This window comes from Pseudomonas sp. ANT_H12B (assembly GCF_008369325.1).
Taxonomy (GTDB): Bacteria; Pseudomonadota; Gammaproteobacteria; order Pseudomonadales; family Pseudomonadaceae; genus Aquipseudomonas.
The window spans coordinates 206,711-226,884 of sequence record NZ_VOBI01000003.1 but is presented as its reverse complement, the minus strand read 5'-3'; the positions used below and the strand labels follow the sequence as shown (position 1 = coordinate 226,884).

17 protein-coding genes are annotated in these 20,174 nt (G+C 58.9%); 10 read left to right on the top strand and 7 right to left on the bottom strand.

Annotation, left to right across the window (positions count from 1 at the left end):
- Positions 1 to 267: 267 nt before the first annotated feature.
- On the bottom strand, positions 268 to 2,718 hold the full coding sequence (locus tag FQ185_RS06310) for a glycogen/starch/alpha-glucan phosphorylase (protein ID WP_149416753.1): 2,451 nt from the start codon (positions 2,716 to 2,718) through the stop codon (positions 268 to 270).
- 257 nt (positions 2,719 to 2,975) lie between these two features.
- Between FQ185_RS06310 and FQ185_RS06305 the strand changes: the two genes are divergently transcribed.
- Positions 2,976 to 3,416 (top strand): YkgJ family cysteine cluster protein, encoded by a 441-nt coding sequence (locus FQ185_RS06305; RefSeq protein ID WP_149416955.1) that lies wholly within the window; start codon positions 2,976 to 2,978, stop codon positions 3,414 to 3,416.
- A 189-nt stretch (positions 3,417 to 3,605) separates the two neighbouring features.
- On the opposite strand, the gene typA is transcribed toward FQ185_RS06305, so the two are convergent.
- Together typA and thiI are read right to left on the bottom strand one after the other, a co-directional pair.
- The gene (gene typA / locus FQ185_RS06300) at positions 3,606 to 5,426 is read right to left on the bottom strand and encodes a translational GTPase TypA (protein WP_149416752.1); all 1,821 of its coding nucleotides are present in this window, start codon (positions 5,424 to 5,426) and stop codon (positions 3,606 to 3,608) included.
- A gap of 139 nt (positions 5,427 to 5,565) precedes the next feature.
- On the bottom strand, positions 5,566 to 7,020 hold the full coding sequence (gene thiI / locus FQ185_RS06295) for a tRNA uracil 4-sulfurtransferase ThiI (RefSeq protein WP_149416751.1): 1,455 nt from the start codon (positions 7,018 to 7,020) through the stop codon (positions 5,566 to 5,568).
- Positions 7,021 to 7,353: 333 nt separating this feature from the next.
- On the opposite strand from thiI, the gene glnA reads away from it, so the two are divergent.
- From glnA to ntrC, 5 genes are all read left to right on the top strand, one after another.
- Positions 7,354 to 8,760: a glutamate--ammonia ligase gene (glnA, locus tag FQ185_RS06285; protein WP_149416749.1), complete on the top strand. Its 1,407-nt coding sequence runs from the start codon at positions 7,354 to 7,356 to the stop codon at positions 8,758 to 8,760.
- Positions 8,761 to 9,055: 295 nt separating this feature from the next.
- Positions 9,056 to 9,571 (top strand): DUF4124 domain-containing protein, encoded by a 516-nt coding sequence (locus tag FQ185_RS06280; RefSeq protein WP_149416748.1) that lies wholly within the window; start codon positions 9,056 to 9,058, stop codon positions 9,569 to 9,571.
- On the top strand, positions 9,568 to 10,188 hold the full coding sequence (locus FQ185_RS06275; protein ID WP_149416747.1) for a DUF4124 domain-containing protein: 621 nt from the start codon (positions 9,568 to 9,570) through the stop codon (positions 10,186 to 10,188). Before FQ185_RS06280 ends, FQ185_RS06275 begins: the two co-directional genes overlap by 4 nt.
- Positions 10,189 to 10,418: 230 nt before the next feature.
- On the top strand, positions 10,419 to 11,504 hold the full coding sequence (glnL, locus tag FQ185_RS06270) for a nitrogen regulation protein NR(II) (RefSeq protein WP_149416746.1): 1,086 nt from the start codon (positions 10,419 to 10,421) through the stop codon (positions 11,502 to 11,504).
- Positions 11,501 to 12,937: a nitrogen regulation protein NR(I) gene (gene ntrC, locus FQ185_RS06265; RefSeq protein WP_149416745.1), complete on the top strand. Its 1,437-nt coding sequence runs from the start codon at positions 11,501 to 11,503 to the stop codon at positions 12,935 to 12,937. The genes glnL and ntrC overlap by 4 nt, the downstream gene beginning before the upstream one ends.
- Before the next feature lie 471 nt (positions 12,938 to 13,408).
- Here the strand turns inward: ntrC and FQ185_RS06260 are convergent, their stop codons facing one another.
- Positions 13,409 to 13,849, bottom strand: a complete 441-nt coding sequence (locus tag FQ185_RS06260) for a hypothetical protein (protein WP_149416744.1) — start codon at positions 13,847 to 13,849, stop codon at positions 13,409 to 13,411.
- Here FQ185_RS06260 and FQ185_RS06255 point away from each other — a divergent pair.
- A complete protein-coding gene (locus tag FQ185_RS06255) occupies positions 13,848 to 14,303 on the top strand; it encodes a tRNA (cytidine(34)-2'-O)-methyltransferase (RefSeq protein WP_007949025.1) in 456 nt (151 codons plus the stop codon). The genes FQ185_RS06260 and FQ185_RS06255 overlap by 2 nt on opposite strands.
- A gap of 121 nt (positions 14,304 to 14,424) precedes the next feature.
- Here FQ185_RS06255 and secB read toward each other — a convergent pair whose 3' ends face one another.
- The 3 genes from secB to FQ185_RS06240 are packed head-to-tail and all read right to left on the bottom strand — an operon-like array spanning position 14,425 to position 15,621.
- Positions 14,425 to 14,910: a protein-export chaperone SecB gene (gene secB, locus FQ185_RS06250; protein WP_149416743.1), complete on the bottom strand. Its 486-nt coding sequence runs from the start codon at positions 14,908 to 14,910 to the stop codon at positions 14,425 to 14,427.
- Between the two features lie 41 nt (positions 14,911 to 14,951).
- Complete coding sequence (gene grxC / locus FQ185_RS06245) at positions 14,952 to 15,206, bottom strand: glutaredoxin 3 (protein ID WP_149416742.1); 255 nt, start codon at positions 15,204 to 15,206, stop codon at positions 14,952 to 14,954.
- A gap of 1 nt (position 15,207) precedes the next feature.
- Positions 15,208 to 15,621, bottom strand: a complete 414-nt coding sequence (locus FQ185_RS06240) for a rhodanese-like domain-containing protein (protein ID WP_149416741.1) — start codon at positions 15,619 to 15,621, stop codon at positions 15,208 to 15,210.
- A gap of 153 nt (positions 15,622 to 15,774) precedes the next feature.
- Here FQ185_RS06240 and gpmI point away from each other — a divergent pair, with 153 nt between their 5' ends.
- From gpmI to FQ185_RS06225, 3 genes are all read left to right on the top strand, one after another.
- Positions 15,775 to 17,304, top strand: a complete 1,530-nt coding sequence (gpmI, locus tag FQ185_RS06235) for a 2,3-bisphosphoglycerate-independent phosphoglycerate mutase (RefSeq protein ID WP_149416740.1) — start codon at positions 15,775 to 15,777, stop codon at positions 17,302 to 17,304.
- 229 nt (positions 17,305 to 17,533) lie between these two features.
- The gene (locus FQ185_RS06230; protein ID WP_149416739.1) at positions 17,534 to 18,826 is read left to right on the top strand and encodes a murein hydrolase activator EnvC; all 1,293 of its coding nucleotides are present in this window, start codon (positions 17,534 to 17,536) and stop codon (positions 18,824 to 18,826) included.
- Positions 18,827 to 18,857: 31 nt separating this feature from the next.
- Positions 18,858 to 20,174 carry a S41 family peptidase gene (locus tag FQ185_RS06225; protein WP_149416738.1) on the top strand — a complete coding sequence of 439 codons (1,317 nt, stop codon included), beginning with the start codon at positions 18,858 to 18,860 and terminating at the stop codon, positions 20,172 to 20,174.

Below are 20,174 nucleotides of genomic sequence, written 5' to 3'. Positions count from 1 at the left end.
TCGATATCCCTAAGTGGCCCCGTGATGGGCAAATCCGGGTAAAGCAGCATCTGGCTGAGTTTAGTGTGAAACCACACAAACCTGTGGGAGCGAGCCTGCTCGCGATGAGGCCTTAACATTCAGCATTGATGTTGAATGTCAGTCCGCTTTCGCGAGCAGGCTCGCTCCCACAATGGATCGCCCTGCATACCGCCCGGTGTAACCGGCGCTTAGTATATCGATCAGGCCCAACACCCGTCGGGCCTTGCTCGCAATTATTGCTAAAAGTTACTCCAAAGCTTTCCAGATATCCGTGGCGTACTCGCGAATCGTCCGGTCGGACGAGAACCAGCCCATTCGAGACGTGCTCAACACCGCCGAACGCCACCACGCTTGCGAGTCATGCCAATGGGCTTCAACGCGCATCTGCGCATCCCAGTAAGAGTCGAAATCGGCGCAGACCAGGAAGCGGTCATAGTCGATCAGCGAATCGATCAATCCTGTGTAACGGGACGGATCATCCGGTGAGAACACGCCGCCGCGAATCGCTTGCAGCACGTCATTCAAACGGTGGGAAGCCGCAATATCCGGCGTCGCATTGAACTCATGGTTCTGCTTGCGCGCTTCAACCTGCTGAGCGGTGAGGCCGAAGATGAACATGTGTTCGACGCCAATGAACTCGCACATTTCTACGTTGGCCCCATCCAGAGTGCCGATGGTCAGTGCGCCGTTAAGGCCGAATTTCATGTTGCTGGTGCCCGAGGCTTCAAAACCTGCGGTGGATATCTGCTCGGACAAATCCGCTGCCGGGATGATGCTTTCCGCCAGACTGACGTTGTAGTTGGGCAAGAACACCACTTTCAGCAAGCCACGCACGGTCGGGTCGTTGTTCACCACCCGGGCAATGTCGTTGGTCAGTTTGATGATCAGCTTGGCCTGGTGATAACTGGCGGCAGCCTTGCCAGCGAATATCTTCACTCGCGGCACCCAATCGACTTCTGGCTCGGCGCGAATGGCCTGATACAGCGCAACGGTGTGCAATAGGTTGAGCAACTGACGCTTGTATTCGTGGATCCGTTTGACCTGCACGTCGAACATCGCGGCCGGGTTGACCGCAACGCCAAGTCGCTCGTGAATGATGTACGCCAAGGCTTTCTTGCTGTGCAGTCGCTGTTCGGCGAACGCCTTGCGGAACGCGGCTTTCTCGGCAAACGGTTCCAGGTCGCGCAAACGTGCTTCGGGGTTGTCCAGCAGATCCGGGCCGAGGGCGTCGACCATCATCGAGGTCAGCTCCGGGTTGGCCTGGTAGAGCCAGCGGCGGAAGGTAATGCCGTTGGTCTTGTTGTTGATCCGCTCCGGGTAGATTTTATGCAGTTCGGAAAACACGGTTTTGCGCATCAGCTGCGTGTGCAGCGCGGACACGCCGTTGACGCTGTGGGAGCCGAGGAACGCCAGGTTACCCATGCGCACGCGGCGGCCGTTGTCTTCCTCGATCAGCGATACCGCGCGCAGCACGTCGAAGTCATGAATGCCCTTTGCCCGCAGTGAATCGATGTGCTGGGCGTTGATCAGGTAAATAATCTGCATGTGCCGCGGCAGCATCCGCTCCATCAAACCGACTGGCCAGGTTTCCAGCGCTTCCGGCAGCAGCGTGTGATTGGTGTAGGACAGCGTATCGACGGTGACCTGCCACGCCGCATCCCACGCGACGTCGTAAACGTCGACCAATTGCCGCATCAGTTCGGCCACGGCAATCGAGGGGTGGGTGTCGTTGAGCTGGATCGCGGCATGATCGCCCAGGGTCAGGACCGAGGTGTGCATGTTGCGATGGCGGCGCAGCAAGTCCTGCAAGGACGCGGCGACGAAGAAATATTCCTGGCGCAGGCGCAGTTCCTGGCCGGCTTCGGTGCTGTCCGCCGGGTAGAGCACGCGGGAGATACTTTCCGCCCGGGCGACTTCTGCCACGGCGCCCAAGTGGTCGCCAGCGTTGAAGCGTTCCAGGTGCAAATCTTCCATGGCCCGGGCGCGCCACAAGCGCAGCGTGTTGACGCTCGCACCGCGCCAGCCGACGACCGGGGTGTCGTACGCAATCGCGCGAACGGTTTCCACCGGAGTCCAGACTTGCTTGGACTTGCCGGCTTCATCGGTCACGGTTTCGACGCTGCCGCCAAAACCGATCGGGTAAACGACCTCTGGCCGTTCAAATTCCCAAGGGTTACCGAAATCCAGCCAGTGTTCGGTTTGTTCCTGCTGCCAGCCGTCGACGATGGCCTGGCGGAACAAACCGTGTTCGTAACGAATGCCGTAGCCATGGCCGGCGATGCCGAGGGTCGACATGCTTTCCATGAAACACGCCGCCAGACGACCGAGACCGCCGTTACCGAGTGCCGCATCGGGCTCCAGCAGGCGAATGCGTTCAAGGTCGACCCCAAGTTCAGTCAGGGCCTCGCGGGCCACGTCAAGCAGGCCGAGGTTACTCAGGCTGTCGTAGAGCAGACGGCCGATCAGAAATTCGAGGGAGAGGTAGTAAACCCGCTTTTGACCTTTGCGGTAGATCTGCCGGGTGTGATCCATCCAGTGCTCGACCATGTGATCGCGCGCCGCCAGGGCAATGGCTTCGAACCAGTCGTGGTCGAAGGCGTGATCCGGGTCTTTGCCCACCGCATAGGTGAGTTTGGTCAAGACGGCGTCGCGAAATGCGGCCACCTCTGCTTCGCGAACAAGTGGTTCTTGAGTCATCGATAGGACCTCGAGCGAGCGTGGAGTTGTTGAGCCTAGACCGTCTGACAGGTCGTTGGACCTCTGGTTCGGCAGTTTTTCCCGTTAGTGTGAGATAGATCGACATTACCTTGGCGCGCACCGGAAAGAATGCAGGGGCCGTGCCGGATTACAGGTGTTATTGGACGGCATACGAAAAAATCTGGCGAAAGGTTGTTCAAAAATCCACCAGTCCCGGTATGATCGCGCGCCCTGATGCACGCTGGTAACAACCGATGATGAAGTCCAACCTGATCGCCGCCGCGGAGATCGATCGCCTCGATACCTGGGCCAAGTACTCCGCCCCGATGTGTGGTTCGTGCGTTTCCAGCTGCTGCACCCTGCCGGTCGAGGTCAAGATCAAGGATCTGATCCGTATCGGCATCGTCGATGAATTCGAGCGCGGCGAGCCGGCGAAGAACATCGCCAAGCGTCTGCAGAAGGAGGGCATTGTCGAGCGTTACAACCAGAAGTCCGAAATTTTCACCCTTCAGCGCATGAGCAACAACGATTGCCTGTATCTGGATCGTAAGAGCCGTCTGTGCACTATTTATGAAAAGCGCCCGGATACCTGCCGCAATCACCCGAAAATCGGGCCTCGGCCGGGGTATTGCGCTTACAAGCCGAAAGAAGTGGCGCGCGAGACCAGCAGCAGCCGTCGCACCCTCGAGAAATTCTGATCCGGAATCTCGCTGACTGACCGGGCCTCATCGCGGGCTTGCCCGCTCCCACATTGAAATGCATTCCCCTGTGGGAGCGAGCCTGCTCGCGATGGGGCCGGCACAAACACCGCACAAACCCCAGACAAACAAAAACGCCCCCGACCTTGCGGTCGGGGGCGTTTTTTTAAGCGCTAACTAAGTCGAAACTCAGTTACCAGCTTTCTTGGCAGCGCGGGTACGCTCGCTTTCGCCCAGGATCTTCTTGCGAAGACGGATGGACTTAGGAGTGACTTCGCACAATTCGTCTTCTTGAACGAATTCCAGAGCCTGCTCCAGGGTGAAGCGGATAGGCGGAACCAGGGCGATGGTTTCGTCTTTACCCGAGGCACGCATGTTGTCGAGCTTCTTGCCTTTGGTTGGGTTAACGCCCAGGTCGTTGTCGCGGCTGTTGATGCCGACGATTTGACCTTCGTACACGTCTTCACCGTGACCCAGGAACAGTTTGCCGCGAGCTTGCAGGGTTTCCAGCGAGTAAGTCAGCGCCTTACCGGTAGCAACCGAAACCAGCACGCCGTTCTGACGGCCGGACATGTCGCCGGACTTCATCACGTCGTAACGGTCGAAGATCGAGGTCAGGATGCCTGCACCGGAGGTCAGGGTCAGGAACTCGTTACGGAAACCGATCAAGCCACGAGCCGGGATGTTGTACTCAAGGCGCACACGGCCCTTGCCATCCGGAACCATGTTGGTCAGGTCGCCCTTACGGATACCGATCTGTTCCATGATCGAACCTTGCGATTCTTCCGGCAGGTCGATGGTCACGTTTTCGTACGGTTCGTGCTTCACGCCGTCAACCAGACGGATGATCACTTCCGGACGACCAACACCCATTTCGAAGCCTTCGCGACGCATGGTTTCGATCAGTACCGAGAGGTGCAGCTCACCACGGCCGGAGACTTTGAACTTGTCGGCGGTGTCGCCTTCTTCAACGCGCAGAGCAACGTTGTAGAGCAGTTCTTTGTCCAGACGTTCCTTGATGTTACGGCTGGTGACGAACTTGCCTTCACGACCGCAGAACGGCGAGTCGTTAACCTGGAAGGTCATGGAAACGGTTGGTTCGTCAACGGTCAGCGGCTTCATCGCTTCGACGTTCAGTGGGTCGCACAGAGTGTCGGAGATAAACAGCTGGTCGAAGCCGCTGATGCAGACGATGTCGCCGGCAGCTGCTTCGTCAACGTCGATACGGTGCAGACCGTGGTGACCCATCAGCTTCAGGATACGACCGTTACGGCGCTTGCCGTCGGCGTCGATAGCCACAACCTGGGTGTTCGGCTTGACGCGACCACGGGCGATACGGCCAACGCCGATAACACCCAGGAAGCTGTTGTAGTCCAGTGCCGAGATCTGCATCTGGAACGGACCGTCACGGTCAACTTTTGGAGCTGGAACGTGGTCAACGATCGCCTGGTACAGCGGGGTCATGTCTTCCGCCATGGCGGTGTGTTCCAGACCGGCAATGCCGTTCAGGGCCGAAGCGTAAACAACCTGGAAGTCCAGTTGTTCTTCGGTAGCACCGAGGTTGTCGAACAGGTCGAAGATCTGGTCCAGAACCCAGTCCGGACGCGCGCCTGGACGGTCAACCTTGTTGATCACCACGATTGGACGCAGGCCGGCTTCGAAAGCCTTCTTGGTCACGAAACGGGTTTGCGGCATAGGGCCGTCTTGAGCGTCAACCAGCAGCAGAACGGAGTCAACCATCGACATTACGCGTTCAACTTCGCCGCCGAAGTCGGCGTGGCCCGGGGTGTCCACGATGTTGATGTGGTAGCCGTTCCAGTTGATGGCGGTGTTTTTCGCCAGAATGGTAATACCGCGCTCTTTCTCCTGGTCGTTGGAGTCCATCACGCGCTCGTCGTTGAGCTCGTTGCGCTCCAGGGTGCCGGATTGACGCAAGAGTTTGTCTACCAGGGTGGTCTTACCATGGTCAACGTGAGCAATGATGGCGATGTTGCGTAGATTTTCGATCACTTGTGTATCTCGATCAGAGGATTCGGTGTGCTGACAAGTCTTGGCAGCGATTAACAGTAGAGTCAGGCCTTGCCGTTACAGCTTGACGGCGGCGTCGGGGGGCCGGTGACGCAGGCCACAGGCAAACAGCCCCGGGCTCTTAGCTCGGTCGATAAACGCGCACATTGGCATGCCCCTCACTGAGCAAATGGTGGGCATGCAGGCGACTCATCACGCCTTTGTCGCAATACAGCAGGTACTGGCGAGTAGGGTCCAGTTCCTTGAAACGAGCGTTCAATGCATAAAACGGCATCGCTTGTACCTCAATGCCAACGAGGCCCAGCGGGTCGTCTTCAGCGGCATCCGGATGACGGATGTCGATGACGATCTGACCAGCCAGCGCTTCACTGACTTCTTCGATCTGCAAGTCCTGGCCCAATTCGTCGATCACGCGATCGATCGGCACCAGTTTGGCGTTCTCGAGCGCACGCTCAAGTACTGCCATGTCGAACTGTTGTTCTTCGTACTCCACGCGCGGGCGCTTGGCGTGGGTCTTGGGGTTCACCGAGATGACCCCGCAGTATTCCGGCATGTGCTTGGCGAAGTCGGCAGTGCCGATTTCGTTGGCCAGGTCGATGATGTCCTGCTTGTGACTGGCGATCAGCGGACGCAAGACCAGCTTGTCGGTCACGCAGTCGATCACGGACAGGTTCGGCAGCGTCTGGCTCGACACCTGTGAAATCGCTTCGCCGGTGACCAGCGCTTCGATCTCCAGCCGATCGGCAATACGGGAAGCAGCGCGCAACATCATACGCTTCAAAACTACGCCCATATGACTGTTATCGACTTTCCCGAGAATTTCTCCCAGTACTTCCTCGAAAGGCACACTGACAAATAACACGCGTTGGGAGCTGCCGTACTTCTTCCAGATGAAATGCGCGACCTCCATGACGCCCAGTTCATGGGCTCGTCCGCCCAGATTGAAGAAGCAGAAATGGCTCATCAGGCCGCGGCGCATGATCTGGTAAGCAGCAACAGTGGAATCGAAGCCGCCGGACATCAGTACAAGCGTCTGTTCCAGGGCCCCCAGCGGATAACCGCCGATGCTGTTGTGCTGGTTGTGGATCACGAACAACCGTTTGTCGCGAATTTCGAGGCGAACTTCGATTTCCGGCTCTTTCAGCGAGATTCCGGCGGCGCCACACTGACGACGCAGTTGGCTGCCGACGTATTTCTCGACGTCCATCGAGCTGAATTCATGCTTGCCGGCACGCTTGCAGCGCACCGAAAAAATCTTCCCGGCCAACGCATCACCGAAGTGCTGCTTGCACTTGGCGACGATGTCGTCGAAGTCGCCCAGCGGGTATTCGTCGACTTGCAGGAAATGCGCGATGCCCGGCATGCAGCTCAGGCGCTCGGTCATCTCCTTCAGGGCTTTGGGCTCGCTGACGCGGGTTTCCAGCTCGAGATTGTCCCACACACCGTTCACCACCACAGCCGGGTCCAGGTCGCGGAGCACGGTACGGATGTTTTTGGCCAACTGGCGGATGAAACGCATCCGTACCGGGCGGCTCTTGATGGTGATCTCGGGGAAGACTTTTACGATTAGTTTCATGAAAACAGCGCGCGCTGGGCCAGCCGAAAAAGGGGGGCGCGGATTATAGCGGAAATTGCTCAAGGTTTAACCAGTTAATATACGGAAGGTTTTGCACGCACCAAAACGGGTCACTTGTTGAATATAACGCTACATTACGGGGCGCATTTTTCAGCTTTGCGCCGCTTTGGTCCTCTATAAGCGTGAAATTGGGGCAAAAAACCCACGGTGGGGCACTGGCATGCAATTTGCTCTCTTGTGAGGCAGGTTGCCATGGCGGACTATCCGCGCCGGCATCACCCACATTCTAAGGGCTACTCCACTACCCAAGCCCGAAGCCACCCGGAGGACACTATGTCGAAGTCGGTTCAACTCATCAAAGATCATGACGTTAAATGGATTGATCTGCGCTTCACGGACACCAAAGGCACTCAGCACCACGTGACCATGCCGGCTCGCGACGCGCTGGATGACGCCTTCTTCGAAGAAGGCAAAATGTTCGACGGCTCCTCCATTGCTGGCTGGAAAGGCATCGAAGCCTCCGACATGATCCTGATGCCGGACGACTCCACCGCCGTACTCGACCCGTTCACCGAAGAGCCGACCCTGATCCTGGTCTGCGACGTGATCGAGCCTTCGACCATGCAAGGCTATGATCGCGACCCACGTGCGATCGCCAAGCGTGCCGAGGAATACCTGAAGTCGACCGGTATCGGTGACACCGTATTCGTAGGTCCGGAACCAGAGTTCTTCATCTTCGACCAAGTGAAGTTCAAGTCCGACATCTCCGGCTCCATGTTCAAAATCTTCTCCGACCAAGGTTCGTGGATGTCCGACCAGGACGTGGAAGGCGGCAACCATGGCCACCGTCCAGGTATCAAAGGCGGCTACTTCCCGGTTCCACCGTTCGACCACGACCACGAAATCCGTACCTCCATGTGCAACGCCATGGAAGAAATGGGCCTGGTCATCGAAGTTCACCACCACGAAGTGGCGACTGCCGGCCAGAACGAAATCGGTGTGAAGTTCAACACCCTGGTTGCCAAGGCTGACGAAGTCCAGACCCTGAAGTACTGCGTACACAACGTTGCTGTTGCCTACGGCCGTACCGCTACCTTCATGCCTAAGCCTCTGTACGGCGACAACGGTTCGGGTATGCACGTTCACCTGTCCATCGCCAAAGATGGCAAGAACACCTTCGCTGGCGAAGGCTATGCCGGCCTGTCCGACACCGCCCTGTACTTCATCGGCGGCATCATCAAGCACGGTAAGGCCCTGAACGGCTTCACCAACCCGTCGACCAACTCCTACAAGCGTCTGGTCCCAGGTTTCGAAGCTCCAGTGATGCTGGCTTACTCGGCTCGTAACCGTTCCGCTTCGATCCGTATTCCTTACGTGTCCAGCCCTCGCGCTCGCCGTATCGAAGCCCGCTTCCCGGATCCAGCAGCTAACCCGTACCTGGGCTTCGCTGCACTGTTGATGGCTGGCCTGGACGGCATCCAGAACAAGATCCACCCAGGCGATGCTGCTGACAAAAACCTGTACGACCTGCCGCCTGAAGAGGCGAAAGAGATCCCACAAGTGTGCGGCAGCCTGAAAGAAGCCCTGGAAGAGCTGGACAAAGGTCGTGCGTTCCTGACCAAAGGCGGCGTGTTCTCCGATGACTTCATCGACGCTTACATCGCTCTGAAAAGCGAAGAAGAAATCAAGGTTCGCACCTTCGTACACCCACTGGAATACGAGCTGTACTACAGCTGCTGATCCGGTAGCGCTGCGGCACGCGGCGCGACAAAAAAGAGGCCTCCTTCGGGAGGCCTTTTTTGTGGGCGCGATTCGACAGCCAATAAAGAACCCTGTGGGAGCGGGCTTGCCCGCGAATGCGGACTGCCTGACACATGGATGCCGGTGTGCGGACGCCTTCGCGGGCAAACCCGCTCCCACAGGGATTTGCTGCGTTCAGATGATCTCGGAAAACATGCCCAAATGTTTACGGCTAGGACCAACCACCACCCCTGACCTATGCTGCAACCCAACACCTTCGCTTCTGGTCGATTTTATGGGTCGTGGTTTTCTATTCATCTTGTTGCTGTTCGCCCTGCCCGCCGCCGCGCAGATTTATAAGTACACCGACGCCGACGGTAACACCGCCTATAGCAACCAACCGCCCGATGGCGTCAAGGCTCAACCGGTCGAACTGCCTGCGCTCAATAGCGTCGAGCCCCCGTCGCCGAGCGAACCTGCGCCGCCTGCAGACACCAACAATCGTGAGCAGCCCCGCAGCGCCTATGAGGTGCTGGAATTGACCGGCCTGCCCACCACCGAAGCCCTGCGCGCCAACAACGGCACCTTCACCGTCAATGTATTGATCAAGCCGCGCCTGAAAGGTCCGCATCTGTTCAGGCTGCTGCTGGACGACCAGCCTTACGGTCAACCGAGCAACGTGCCGATCCTGCAACTGGTGAATATTGATCGCGGCTTGCATAGCCTCGCGGTGCAGGTAATCGAGGGCGAAAACATCATCCAGCAGAGTCCGAGTGTGACCTTCACCGTACAACGAGTGCATAAGCCGTGAGGTTTTGGCTGTTGATCGCCTGCTTGATCACCCTGCCGGTAGCGGCGGAAGTTTTCACCTACGTCGACGCACAGGGCAATCGAGTCTTCACCGATCAGCCAGGCTCCGGCAAGGCCAAGCGTGTGTCGATAACACCGAGCAATCGCATGTCCGCCAACCCCACCGGTGCAGTACCGTTCGATGCCGGTAAAAAGGCTGAAACCAAACCGCTCTTCCACTACGACATGCTGCGGGTGCTGGTTCCGGACCCCGATGCCACGGTCCGCAGCAGCGCCGGAGAGCTGATTGTCAGTGTCACCAGCGAACCCGGACTGCAACGCGGTCACCGCTTTCGATTGCTACTGGACGGCCAACCTACCGCCGCGCCCGGCCCAAGTCCGGTATTCGCCCTGAACAACATCGATCGTGGCAGCCACCACCTTTCAGTGGAGATCCTCGACGAACAAGGCCGCACCGTCGAACGCACGGCCAATCAACCCTTTCACATGCTGCGTATTTCCCTCGCGCAAAAACGCCAGGTCAACCCTTGCGTCCTCGCTGATTACGGCCTGCGACCGGAATGTCCGATCAAAGACAAACCCCCAGAAGAAAAAAATCCCTTCCTGCGCTTCTTCTAACCTCGTTCGGGTTTGCGCACTATATTGGTGCAATCGGTTGCACCGTACCCATTTCCCAACCCATTTTGGTTCGAAAGTACCCGCGAAAGCTGGCAGAACGCCACGCAAACGAGCGTCAAACGCCTGTTTCAGGCCTTAAACGCTTCTTTTCGGAGCCTTGGTTTGGTTTTTGCATTTTCATCGTATCGGCGCGTTATTCACGCGCATGCCCTGCTCCAAAAGAGGTCCTGATGACCATTAGTGACGCACTGCATCGATTGCTACTCGACAACCTGACCACCGCAACCATCCTGCTCAACGCCGAACTGCGCCTTGAGTACATGAATCCGGCGGCGGAGATGCTCCTGGCCATCAGCGGTCAGCGTAGCCATGGGCAGTTCATCAGTGAGTTGTTCACCGAGTCCACCGAGGCGCTGAACTCCCTGCGCCAGGCGGTCGAGCAGGCGCACCCGTTCACCAAGCGCGAAGCGATGCTCACTGCCCTCACCGGCCAGACGCTGACCGTCGACTATGCGGTAACGCCGATCCTGGCCAACGGCGCCACCCTGCTGCTGCTGGAAGTCCACCCCCGGGACCGTTTGCTGCGGATCACCAAGGAGGAGGCGCAATTGTCCAAGCAGGAAACCAGCAAGATGCTGGTGCGCGGCCTCGCTCATGAGATCAAAAATCCGTTGGGCGGGATTCGCGGCGCGGCGCAATTGCTGGCCCGCGAGCTGCCGGAAGAAAGCCTGCGCGATTACACCAACGTCATCATTGAAGAAGCGGACCGCCTGCGTAACCTGGTGGATCGCATGCTCGGGTCCAACAAGCTGCCATCGCTGGCCATGTGCAACGTCCACGAAGTGCTGGAACGCGTCTGCCATCTGGTCGAGGCCGAAAGCCAGGGCTGCATCACTTTGGTGCGCGACTATGACCCAAGCATTCCCGACGTGCTGATCGACCGCGAACAGATGATTCAGGCCGTGCTGAACATCGTGCGCAATGCGATGCAGGCCATCAGTAGCCAGAACGAGCTGCGTCTTGGCCGCATCAGCCTGCGTACCCGCGCCATGCGCCAGTTCACCATCGGCCACGTGCGCCATCGCCTGGTGACCAAAATCGAAATCATCGACAACGGCCCGGGCATTCCCGCGGAGTTGCAGGAAACCATCTTCTTTCCCATGGTCAGCGGCCGCCCGGACGGCACCGGGCTGGGCCTGGCCATTACCCAGAACATCATCAGCCAGCACCAGGGCCTGATCGAATGTGACAGCCACCCAGGCCACACCACCTTCTCGATCTTTCTGCCCCTGGAACAAGGAGCCACATCGACATGAGCCGTAGTGAAACCGTGTGGATCGTCGATGACGACCGTTCTATCCGTTGGGTCCTGGAAAAAGCCTTGCAGCAAGAAGGCATGACCACGCAAAGCTTCGACAGCGCCGATGGTGTGATGAGCCGCCTGGCGCGCCAGCAGCCGGACGTGATCATCTCCGACATTCGCATGCCGGGTGCCAGCGGTCTGGACCTTCTGGCGCGGATTCGCGAGCAACACCCACGGCTGCCGGTGATCATCATGACCGCGCACTCCGATCTGGACAGCGCTGTCGCGTCCTATCAGGGCGGTGCGTTTGAATACCTGCCCAAGCCGTTCGACGTCGACGAAGCGGTGTCGCTGGTCAAACGCGCGAACCAGCACGCCCAGGAACAGCAAGGCCTGGAAGTCCCGGTCGCCCTGACCCGCACCCCGGAAATCATCGGTGAAGCGCCGGCGATGCAGGAAGTGTTTCGCGCCATCGGGCGCTTGAGCCACTCCAACATCACCGTGCTGATCAACGGCGAATCCGGTACCGGTAAAGAACTGGTGGCCCACGCGCTGCACCGTCACAGTCCGCGCGCGGCTTCGCCGTTCATTGCGCTGAACATGGCCGCAATCCCGAAAGACCTGATGGAATCCGAGCTGTTTGGCCATGAGAAAGGCGCGTTCACCGGCGCGACCAACCTGCGTCGCGGGCGCTTTGAACAGGCTGACGGCGGCACGCTGTTCCTCGATGAAATCGGCGACATGCCGGCAGACACTCAAACTCGCTTGCTGCGTGTGTTGGCCGACGGCGAGTTCTACCGCGTCGGCGGCCATGTACCGGTGAAGGTCGACGTGCGAATCATCGCCGCGACTCACCAGAATCTGGAAACACTGGTGCATGCCGGGAAATTCCGTGAGGACTTGTTCCACCGCCTCAACGTGATCCGCATCCACATTCCACGGTTGTCGGACCGTCGCGAAGACATTCCGACCCTGGCCAAGCACTTCCTCAGCCGCGCCGCGCAAGAACTGGCGGTGGAGCCGAAGCTGCTGAAAAGCGAAACCGAGGAGTACCTGAAGAACCTGCCGTGGGGCGGCAACGTGCGTCAGCTGGAGAACACCTGCCGCTGGATCACGGTGATGGCTTCGGGTCGCGAAGTGCACATCAGCGACCTGCCGCCGGAGCTGCTGAACCTGCCGCAGGATTCGGCGCCGGTGACCAACTGGGAACAGGCGCTGCGCCAGTGGGCGGATCAGGCTTTGGCCCGTGGTCAGTCGAGCCTGCTCGATAGCGCCGTGCCGGCCTTCGAGCGGATCATGATTGAAACCGCCCTTAAACACACCGCCGGCCGCCGCCGTGATGCCGCTGTTTTACTGGGCTGGGGCCGCAATACCCTGACCCGCAAGATCAAGGAACTGGGGATGAAGGTTGATAGTGGGGATGATGATGAGGGGGATGAGGGTTAACCCTTAAGCCGATCGTTCCCACGCGGAAGCGTGGGAACGATCAATATTTAGAGCTCAGTGCACCGCCGCAATGCACCGTGAACCGCAATCGCGCACGGCAACAGCTTCGAAATCCCGCTTGCGTTCGCAATCGAACCCCTATCGAATAAACAAGAAAGCCCCGGAATACGGGGCTTTCGACGTTTCAGCGCGACATTCTGTTTCAACTTGTTAAAACCTGGCACGCCCCCTGCAATAGTCCATTCAGTGATTCGATTCACTACCCAGTTTTGGGGACCTTGGTACAGGCAGGCCGGGGATTCCCCTCTTTTACACCGGGCTCACCCCGCAAATAGCGATGAGCCCTCCCAGTTTTGGGGCTCCTGATACAGGCAGGTCAGGGGTTCCTTCTTTACACCTGGGCTTGCGACGCAATGCGTAAGCCCTGCCGTTTTGGGGACCTTGGTACAGGCAGGCCGGGGATTCCCTCTTTTATTGCTCTCGGAGATGGATCTCCAGCCGCCAGCGGTCATCGACCTCGCTCGCGGCCCATTCGCCCTGCAGCGGCCGTGCCGCCACAACCGTCAGCAATAACCCCCCATCACTCAAACGCACCCGCCAGTTCGCGCTCTTGTCGTTGATCATGAGCTGACCTCTTTGCGCCTTGCCTTCAGACTCGAACAGCAGCGCGAGGCTGCCGTCCACGAACTCGCCGTGGGTTTTGGGTTCGTTGTTGAACCACACCACCAGCCCATCATTCGTCACTTCGACCTGCTGTAATTCGCTGGGGTCCGGCGTGGTCAGGCGACCGATCATCAGCCCCACCATCATCCCGACAATCGCCAACGAGGCCATCACTCGCGGGAATAGTTTCGAACGCGGATCAGCTTGCGGCGTAGAATGCTGCACATCTTTATCTTCGGAGCCGTGCATGTTTCACGTCATCCTTTTCCAACCAGAAATTCCGCCGAATACCGGCAACGTTATCAGGCTGTGCGCCAACAGTGGCTGCCACCTGCATTTGATCGAACCGCTGGGCTTCGAAATGGACGACAAGCGCCTGCGCCGGGCCGGCCTCGACTACCACGAGTATGCCACCCTGCAACGCCACGCAGACCTCGCCAGCTGTCTGGAGAGTCTGGGTCATCCACGGTTGTTCGCCTTCACCACCAAGGGCTCGCGGCCGTTCCATGACGCCAGCTTTGCCGAGGGTGATGCGTTCCTGTTCGGCCCGGAAAGCCGTGGCTTGCCGGCAGAAGTACTCGATGCCCTGCCCGGCGAACAGCGCCTGCGCTTACCAATGCGCGAAGGCTGCCGCAGTCTGAACCTGTCGAACACCGTGGCGGTCGCCGTGTACGAAGGCTGGCGTCAACTCGGCTTCAAATAACCCCCATAACAAACGTGGGAGCGAGCCTGCTCGCGAAGAGGGCGTGTCAGTCGACATCAATACCGACTGAAACACCGCTTTCGCGAGCAGGCTCGCTCCCACATGGGTGTTGCTGCACCGCTTATTGAACGGTTGGAGTCTCGCCAGCCGTCTGCATGCGTTGCAGTTCTTGTGCGTACAGCGCGTCGAAGTTCACCGGAGCCAGCATCAGGGCCGGGAACGAACCGCGGGTCACCAGGCTGTCCAGGGTTTCGCGAGCGTACGGAAACAGGATGTTCGGGCAGAACGCGCCAAGGGTGTGGCTCATCGAAGCGTCGTCGAGGTTCTTGATCAGGAAGATCCCGGCCTGTTGCACTTCAGCAATGAATGCCACTTCGTCGCCGTTCTTCACGGTGACCGACAGGGTCAGTACGACTTCGTGGAAATCGCCTTCCAGTGCCTTTTGACGGGTGTTCAGATCCAGACCGACGCTCGGTTCCCACTGCTGGCGGAAGATCGCCGGGCTTTTCGGGGCTTCGAAGGACAAGTCACGTACGTAGATGCGCTGCAAGGAGAATTGCGGTGCGGTTTCTTCTTCGCTAGCTGCAGTGTTCTGTTGGTCAGTCATCTCAGATCCTTTCTGATCTTGGGGTCTTATAGGGAAGGCATTCAGGTCTTGAGCATTGCGTCGAGCTTACCGGCGCGCTCAAGGGCGAACAAATCATCACAGCCACCAATGTGGCGCTCGCCGATCCAGATCTGCGGCACGGACGTACGTCCGGCTTTCTGAGCCATGGCGGCGCGCACCTGCGGCTTGCCATCGACCTTGATCTCTTCGAAGGCCACGCCTTTGTTCTCGAGCAGGTACTTGGCTCGCGAGCAGTAAGGGCAGTAATCGCTGGAATAGACGACGACGTTGCTCATATCACTTCACCAGCGGCAGGTTGTCGCCTTTCCAGCTGGAAATCCCGCCGGAGAGCTTGGCGGCGGTGTAGCCGGATTTCATCAGTTCGCGGGCATGAGTGCCGGCGGTCTGACCCTGGGCATCGACCAGGATGATGGTCTTGGCCTTGTGCTTTTCCAGTTCGCCGACACGAGCGGTCAGTTTGTCGTGAGGAATGTTCAACGCGCCAACGATGTGACCGTTGGCGAAATCCTTGGTCGAACGGATGTCGATCACCACGCCTGCGTCCTTGTTGACCAGCCCGGTCAGTTCACCGGTGCTCAGGCTACGGCCGCCGCCTTTCATCTCATGGGCGATCAGCAGAGCCAGCAGAACGGCGAAGATGCCGACGAGCAGATAGTGGGTAGTGGCAAATGCAATCAGGTGATCAACCATCGAAGGAGGTTCCAGGGCGTTAAAATGTCGGCCAGTATACACAGCCACTATGGTGGGCCAAACCCCGTCTGGCGGTGACGCGGTCGGAACTTCGCTTTAAACTGCCACTCCCTTTTCCATCGCCCTCTTTTAATTCAGCCACGAGTGGAATCCATGACTACCACGCCTAAACCTTTGGTCCTGATTATTCTCGACGGCTTCGGTCACAGTGAGAGCCCTGAATCCAACGCCATCTATGCGGCCAAGAAGCCCGTGCTGGACCGTCTGTGGGCCACCGTGCCGAACGGCCTGATCTCGGGCAGCGGCATGGACGTCGGCCTGCCGGATGGCCAGATGGGCAACTCCGAGGTCGGCCACATGAACCTCGGCGCCGGCCGCGTGGTGTATCAGGACTTCACGCGCGTGACCAAATCGATCCGCGATGGCGAGTTCTTCGAGAACCCGACCATCTGCGCCGCTGTCGATAAAGCCGTCGCTGCCGGCAAAGCCGTGCACTTCATGGGTCTGCTGTCCGATGGCGGCGTTCACAGCCACCAGGACCACCTGGTTGCCATGGCCGAACTGGCCTACAAGCGCGGCGCTGAAAAAATCTACCTGCACGCCTTTCTCGACGGCCGCGACACGCCGCCGAAAAGCGCCCAGTCGTCCATCGAACTGCTGGATGCGGCCTTCCAGGCCCTCGGCAAAGGCCGGATTGCCAGCATTGTCGGCCGTTACTTCGCCATGGACCGCGACAATCGTTGGGACCGCGTGTCCCAGGCCTACAACCTGATTGTCGATGGCAATGGCGAATTCAACGCCGCCACCGCTCAGGAAGGCCTGCAAGCCGCGTACGAACGTGGCGAGAGCGACGAATTCGTCAAAGCCACTTCCATCGGTGAGCCAGTCAAGGTCGAAGACGGCGACGCCGTAGTGTTCATGAACTTCCGCGCCGACCGCGCCCGTGAACTGACCCGCGTGTTCGTCGAAGACGATTTCAAGGAATTCGAACGTGCCCGCCAGCCAAAACTGGCCGGCTTCGTCATGCTGACCCAATACGCCGCCAGCATTCCCGCGCCGTCCGCTTTCGCGGCGGGCAGCCTGGAAAACGTGCTGGGCGACTACCTGGCGAAAAACGGCAAGACGCAGCTGCGCATCGCAGAAACCGAGAAGTATGCCCACGTGACCTTCTTCTTCTCCGGCGGTCGCGAAGAACCGTTCCCGGGCGAAGAACGCATCCTGATCCCGTCGCCGAAAGTCGCCACCTATGACTTGCAGCCCGAAATGAGCGCCCCGGAAGTCACCGACCGCATCGTCGACGCCATCGAAAATCAGCGTTACGACGTGATCGTGGTCAACTACGCCAACGGTGACATGGTTGGCCACAGCGGCGTGTTCGACGCGGCCGTCAAAGCGGTTGAATGCCTGGACCTGTGCGTCGGCCGCATCGTCGACGCACTGGAAAAAGTCGGCGGCGAAGCGCTGATCACTGCCGATCACGGCAACGTCGAGCAAATGGCCGACGAATCCACTGGCCAGGCGCATACAGCGCACACCACCGAGCCGGTGCCGTTCATCTATGTCGGCAAGCGTGACTTCAAGGTGCGTGACGGCGGCGTGCTGGCGGATGTGGCACCGACCATGCTGATGTTGCTGGGGCTGGAGAAACCGGCTGAGATGACCGGGACTCCGATACTGGTGTAATCAGATCCATCTGACGACGCCAAACCCTGTGGGAGCGAGCCTGCTCGCGATAGCAATCTGACAGCCAACATCACGGTTGAATGTTCAGGCGCCATCGCGAGCAGGCTCGCTCCCACGGTGGTTTGTGGTGTTTTTCAGTCCGGTTATCACACAACCCCAAATGGGCGTTTTTTTTGCAGCGCTTGGCGGGCATACTAGGGCGTCCCTTTCCCTGGTATCACCCGTCTCTATGCTTCGCGTCCTGATAGCCCTTGCTCTGACTTGCCTGCTCCAACCGGCCTTTGCTGACGAGCGCGCGCAAACCCAACAACAGTTGGACGCCACGCGTCAGGACATTGCCGAGCTGAAAAAACTCCTGGGCAAGCTCCAGGAAGAAAAATCCGGTGTGCAGAAAGACCTCAAAGGCACCGAGACCGAGATGGGCAATCTCGAGAAGCAGGTCGATGCTCTGCAAAAAGAGCTGAAGAAAAGCGAATCCGAGCTGCAGCGACTCGATGGTGAGAAAAAAAAACTCCAGAGCGCGCGCATTGAACAGCAACGACTGATCGCCATTCAGGCTCGTGCGGCTTATCAGAACGGCCGTCAGGAGTACCTGAAGCTGCTGCTCAACCAGCAGAACCCGGAAAAATTCGCCCGCACCCTTACCTATTACGACTACCTGAGCCAGGCCCGCCTGGAGCAGCTGAAGAATTTCAACGAAACCCTGCGCCAACTGGCCAATGTCGAAAAAGACATCGGCCTGCAGCAGGCGCAATTGCTGGTACAGAAAAGCAGCCTCGACAGTCAGCGCGACGAACTCGACAAAGTCCGCAAGGAGCGCCAGCAAGTCCTGGCCAAGCTCAGCGACGACGTGAAGGCTCGCGATCAGAAGCTGGCGGCCCGCGAGCAGGATCAGGCAGACCTGTCTAAAGTCCTTAAAACCATTGAAGAAACCCTGGCCCGTCAGGCCCGTGAGGCAGAAGAAGCGCGGCAAAAAGCGCTGATCGCCCAGCAGGAAGCCGAAAAAAAGCGTTTACGTGAGGCTCAGGCTGCAGCAGACGCCACTGACGCCCCACGCAAACCCGTTAAATCGACACCTGGCGCTCTGGTATCAAGCTCAGGCGAAACCTTTGGTGGCCCTTTCGCTTCAACTCGGGGAAAACTTCCTTGGCCGGTTGATGGTCGACTGCTGGCACGCTTTGGCCAAACCCGCGGCGATGACGCCCGCACCAAGTGGGACGGCGTGATGATCAGCGCCTCCGCCGGTAGCCAGGTGCATGCCGTGCATGGTGGTCGCGTGGTGTTCGCCGACTGGTTGCGGGGTGCCGGGCTGCTGGTGATCCTCGACCACGGCAACGGTTTTTTAAGTCTTTACGGTCACAACCAGACGCTGCTCAAGTCTGCGGGTGACGTGGTAAAAGCCGGTGAGTCCATCTCCACTGTCGGTAGCAGTGGCGGGCAGGACACACCAGCGCTGTATTTCGCTATTCGTCAGCAGGGTCACCCCAGTGATCCGGCGCAATGGTGTCGTGCGCAAGGATAAGCACGTTACCTAATTCAGGAGTTCGTTCGACATGCTGCATTTGTCCCGCCTTACCTCGCTGGCCCTGACGATCGCCCTGGTGATCGGCGCGCCTCTGGCGTTCGCCGCTCAACCGGCCCCGGCAGTCGCGCCTGCGGGCACTGCTGCGACCACCAAGGCGCCATTGCCGCTGGAAGAGTTGCGCACCTTTGCCGAGGTCATGGATCGGATCAAGGCCGCCTATGTCGAACCGGTGGACGACAAGACCCTGCTGGAAAACGCCATCAAAGGCATGCTCAGCAACCTCGACCCGCACTCCGCCTATCTGGGCCCGGAAGACTTCGCTGAGTTGCAGGAAAGCACCAGCGGCGAATTCGGCGGCCTGGGCATTGAAGTCGGTGCCGAAGACGGTTTCATCAAAGTGGTATCGCCAATTGACGACACCCCGGCCTCCAAGGCTGGCATTCAGGCCGGTGACTTCATCGTCAAGATCAACGGCCAGCCGACCCGTGGCCAGAGCATGACCGAAGCCGTGGACAAGATGCGCGGCAAGATCGGCCAGAAAATCACCCTGACCCTGGTGCGTGACGGCGGTGCGCCGTTCGACGTGACCCTGACCCGCGCCATCATTCAAGTGAAGAGCGTGAAGAGCCAACTGCTGGAGTCCGGCTACGGCTACATCCGCATTACCCAGTTCCAGGTCAAGACCGGCGACGAAGTCTCCAAGGCCCTGGCCAAGCTGCGCAAGGACAACGGCAAGAAGCTCAAAGGCATCATCCTCGACCTGCGGAACAACCCGGGTGGCGTGCTGCAAGCGGCGGTAGAAGTGGTCGACCACTTCATCACCAAGGGCCTGATCGTTTACACCAAGGGCCGTATCGCCAACTCCGAACTGCGCTTTTCCGCCACCGGCAAGGACGAAAGTGAAGCCGTGCCAATGGTCGCGTTGATCAACGGCGGCAGCGCCTCGGCCTCGGAAATTGTCGCCGGCGCCTTGCAGGATCAGAAACGCGCGGTGGTCATGGGCACCACCAGTTTCGGCAAAGGCTCGGTACAAACCGTGCTGCCGCTGAACAATGACCGTGCACTGAAGATCACCACGGCGTTGTACTACACGCCAAACGGCCGCTCGATCCAGGCCCAGGGCATCGTCCCGGATATCGAAGTACGCAAGGCGAAGATCACCAACGAGCAGGACGGCGAGTACTTCAAGGAAGCCGATCTGCAAGGTCACCTGGGCAATGGCAACGGCGGCGCCGACAAGCCAACCTCCAGCAGCAAAGCCAAGGCAATGCCGCAGGATGACGACTATCAATTGGCCCAGGCCCTGAGCCTGCTCAAAGGGCTGAGCATCACCTCCGGCCGTTAA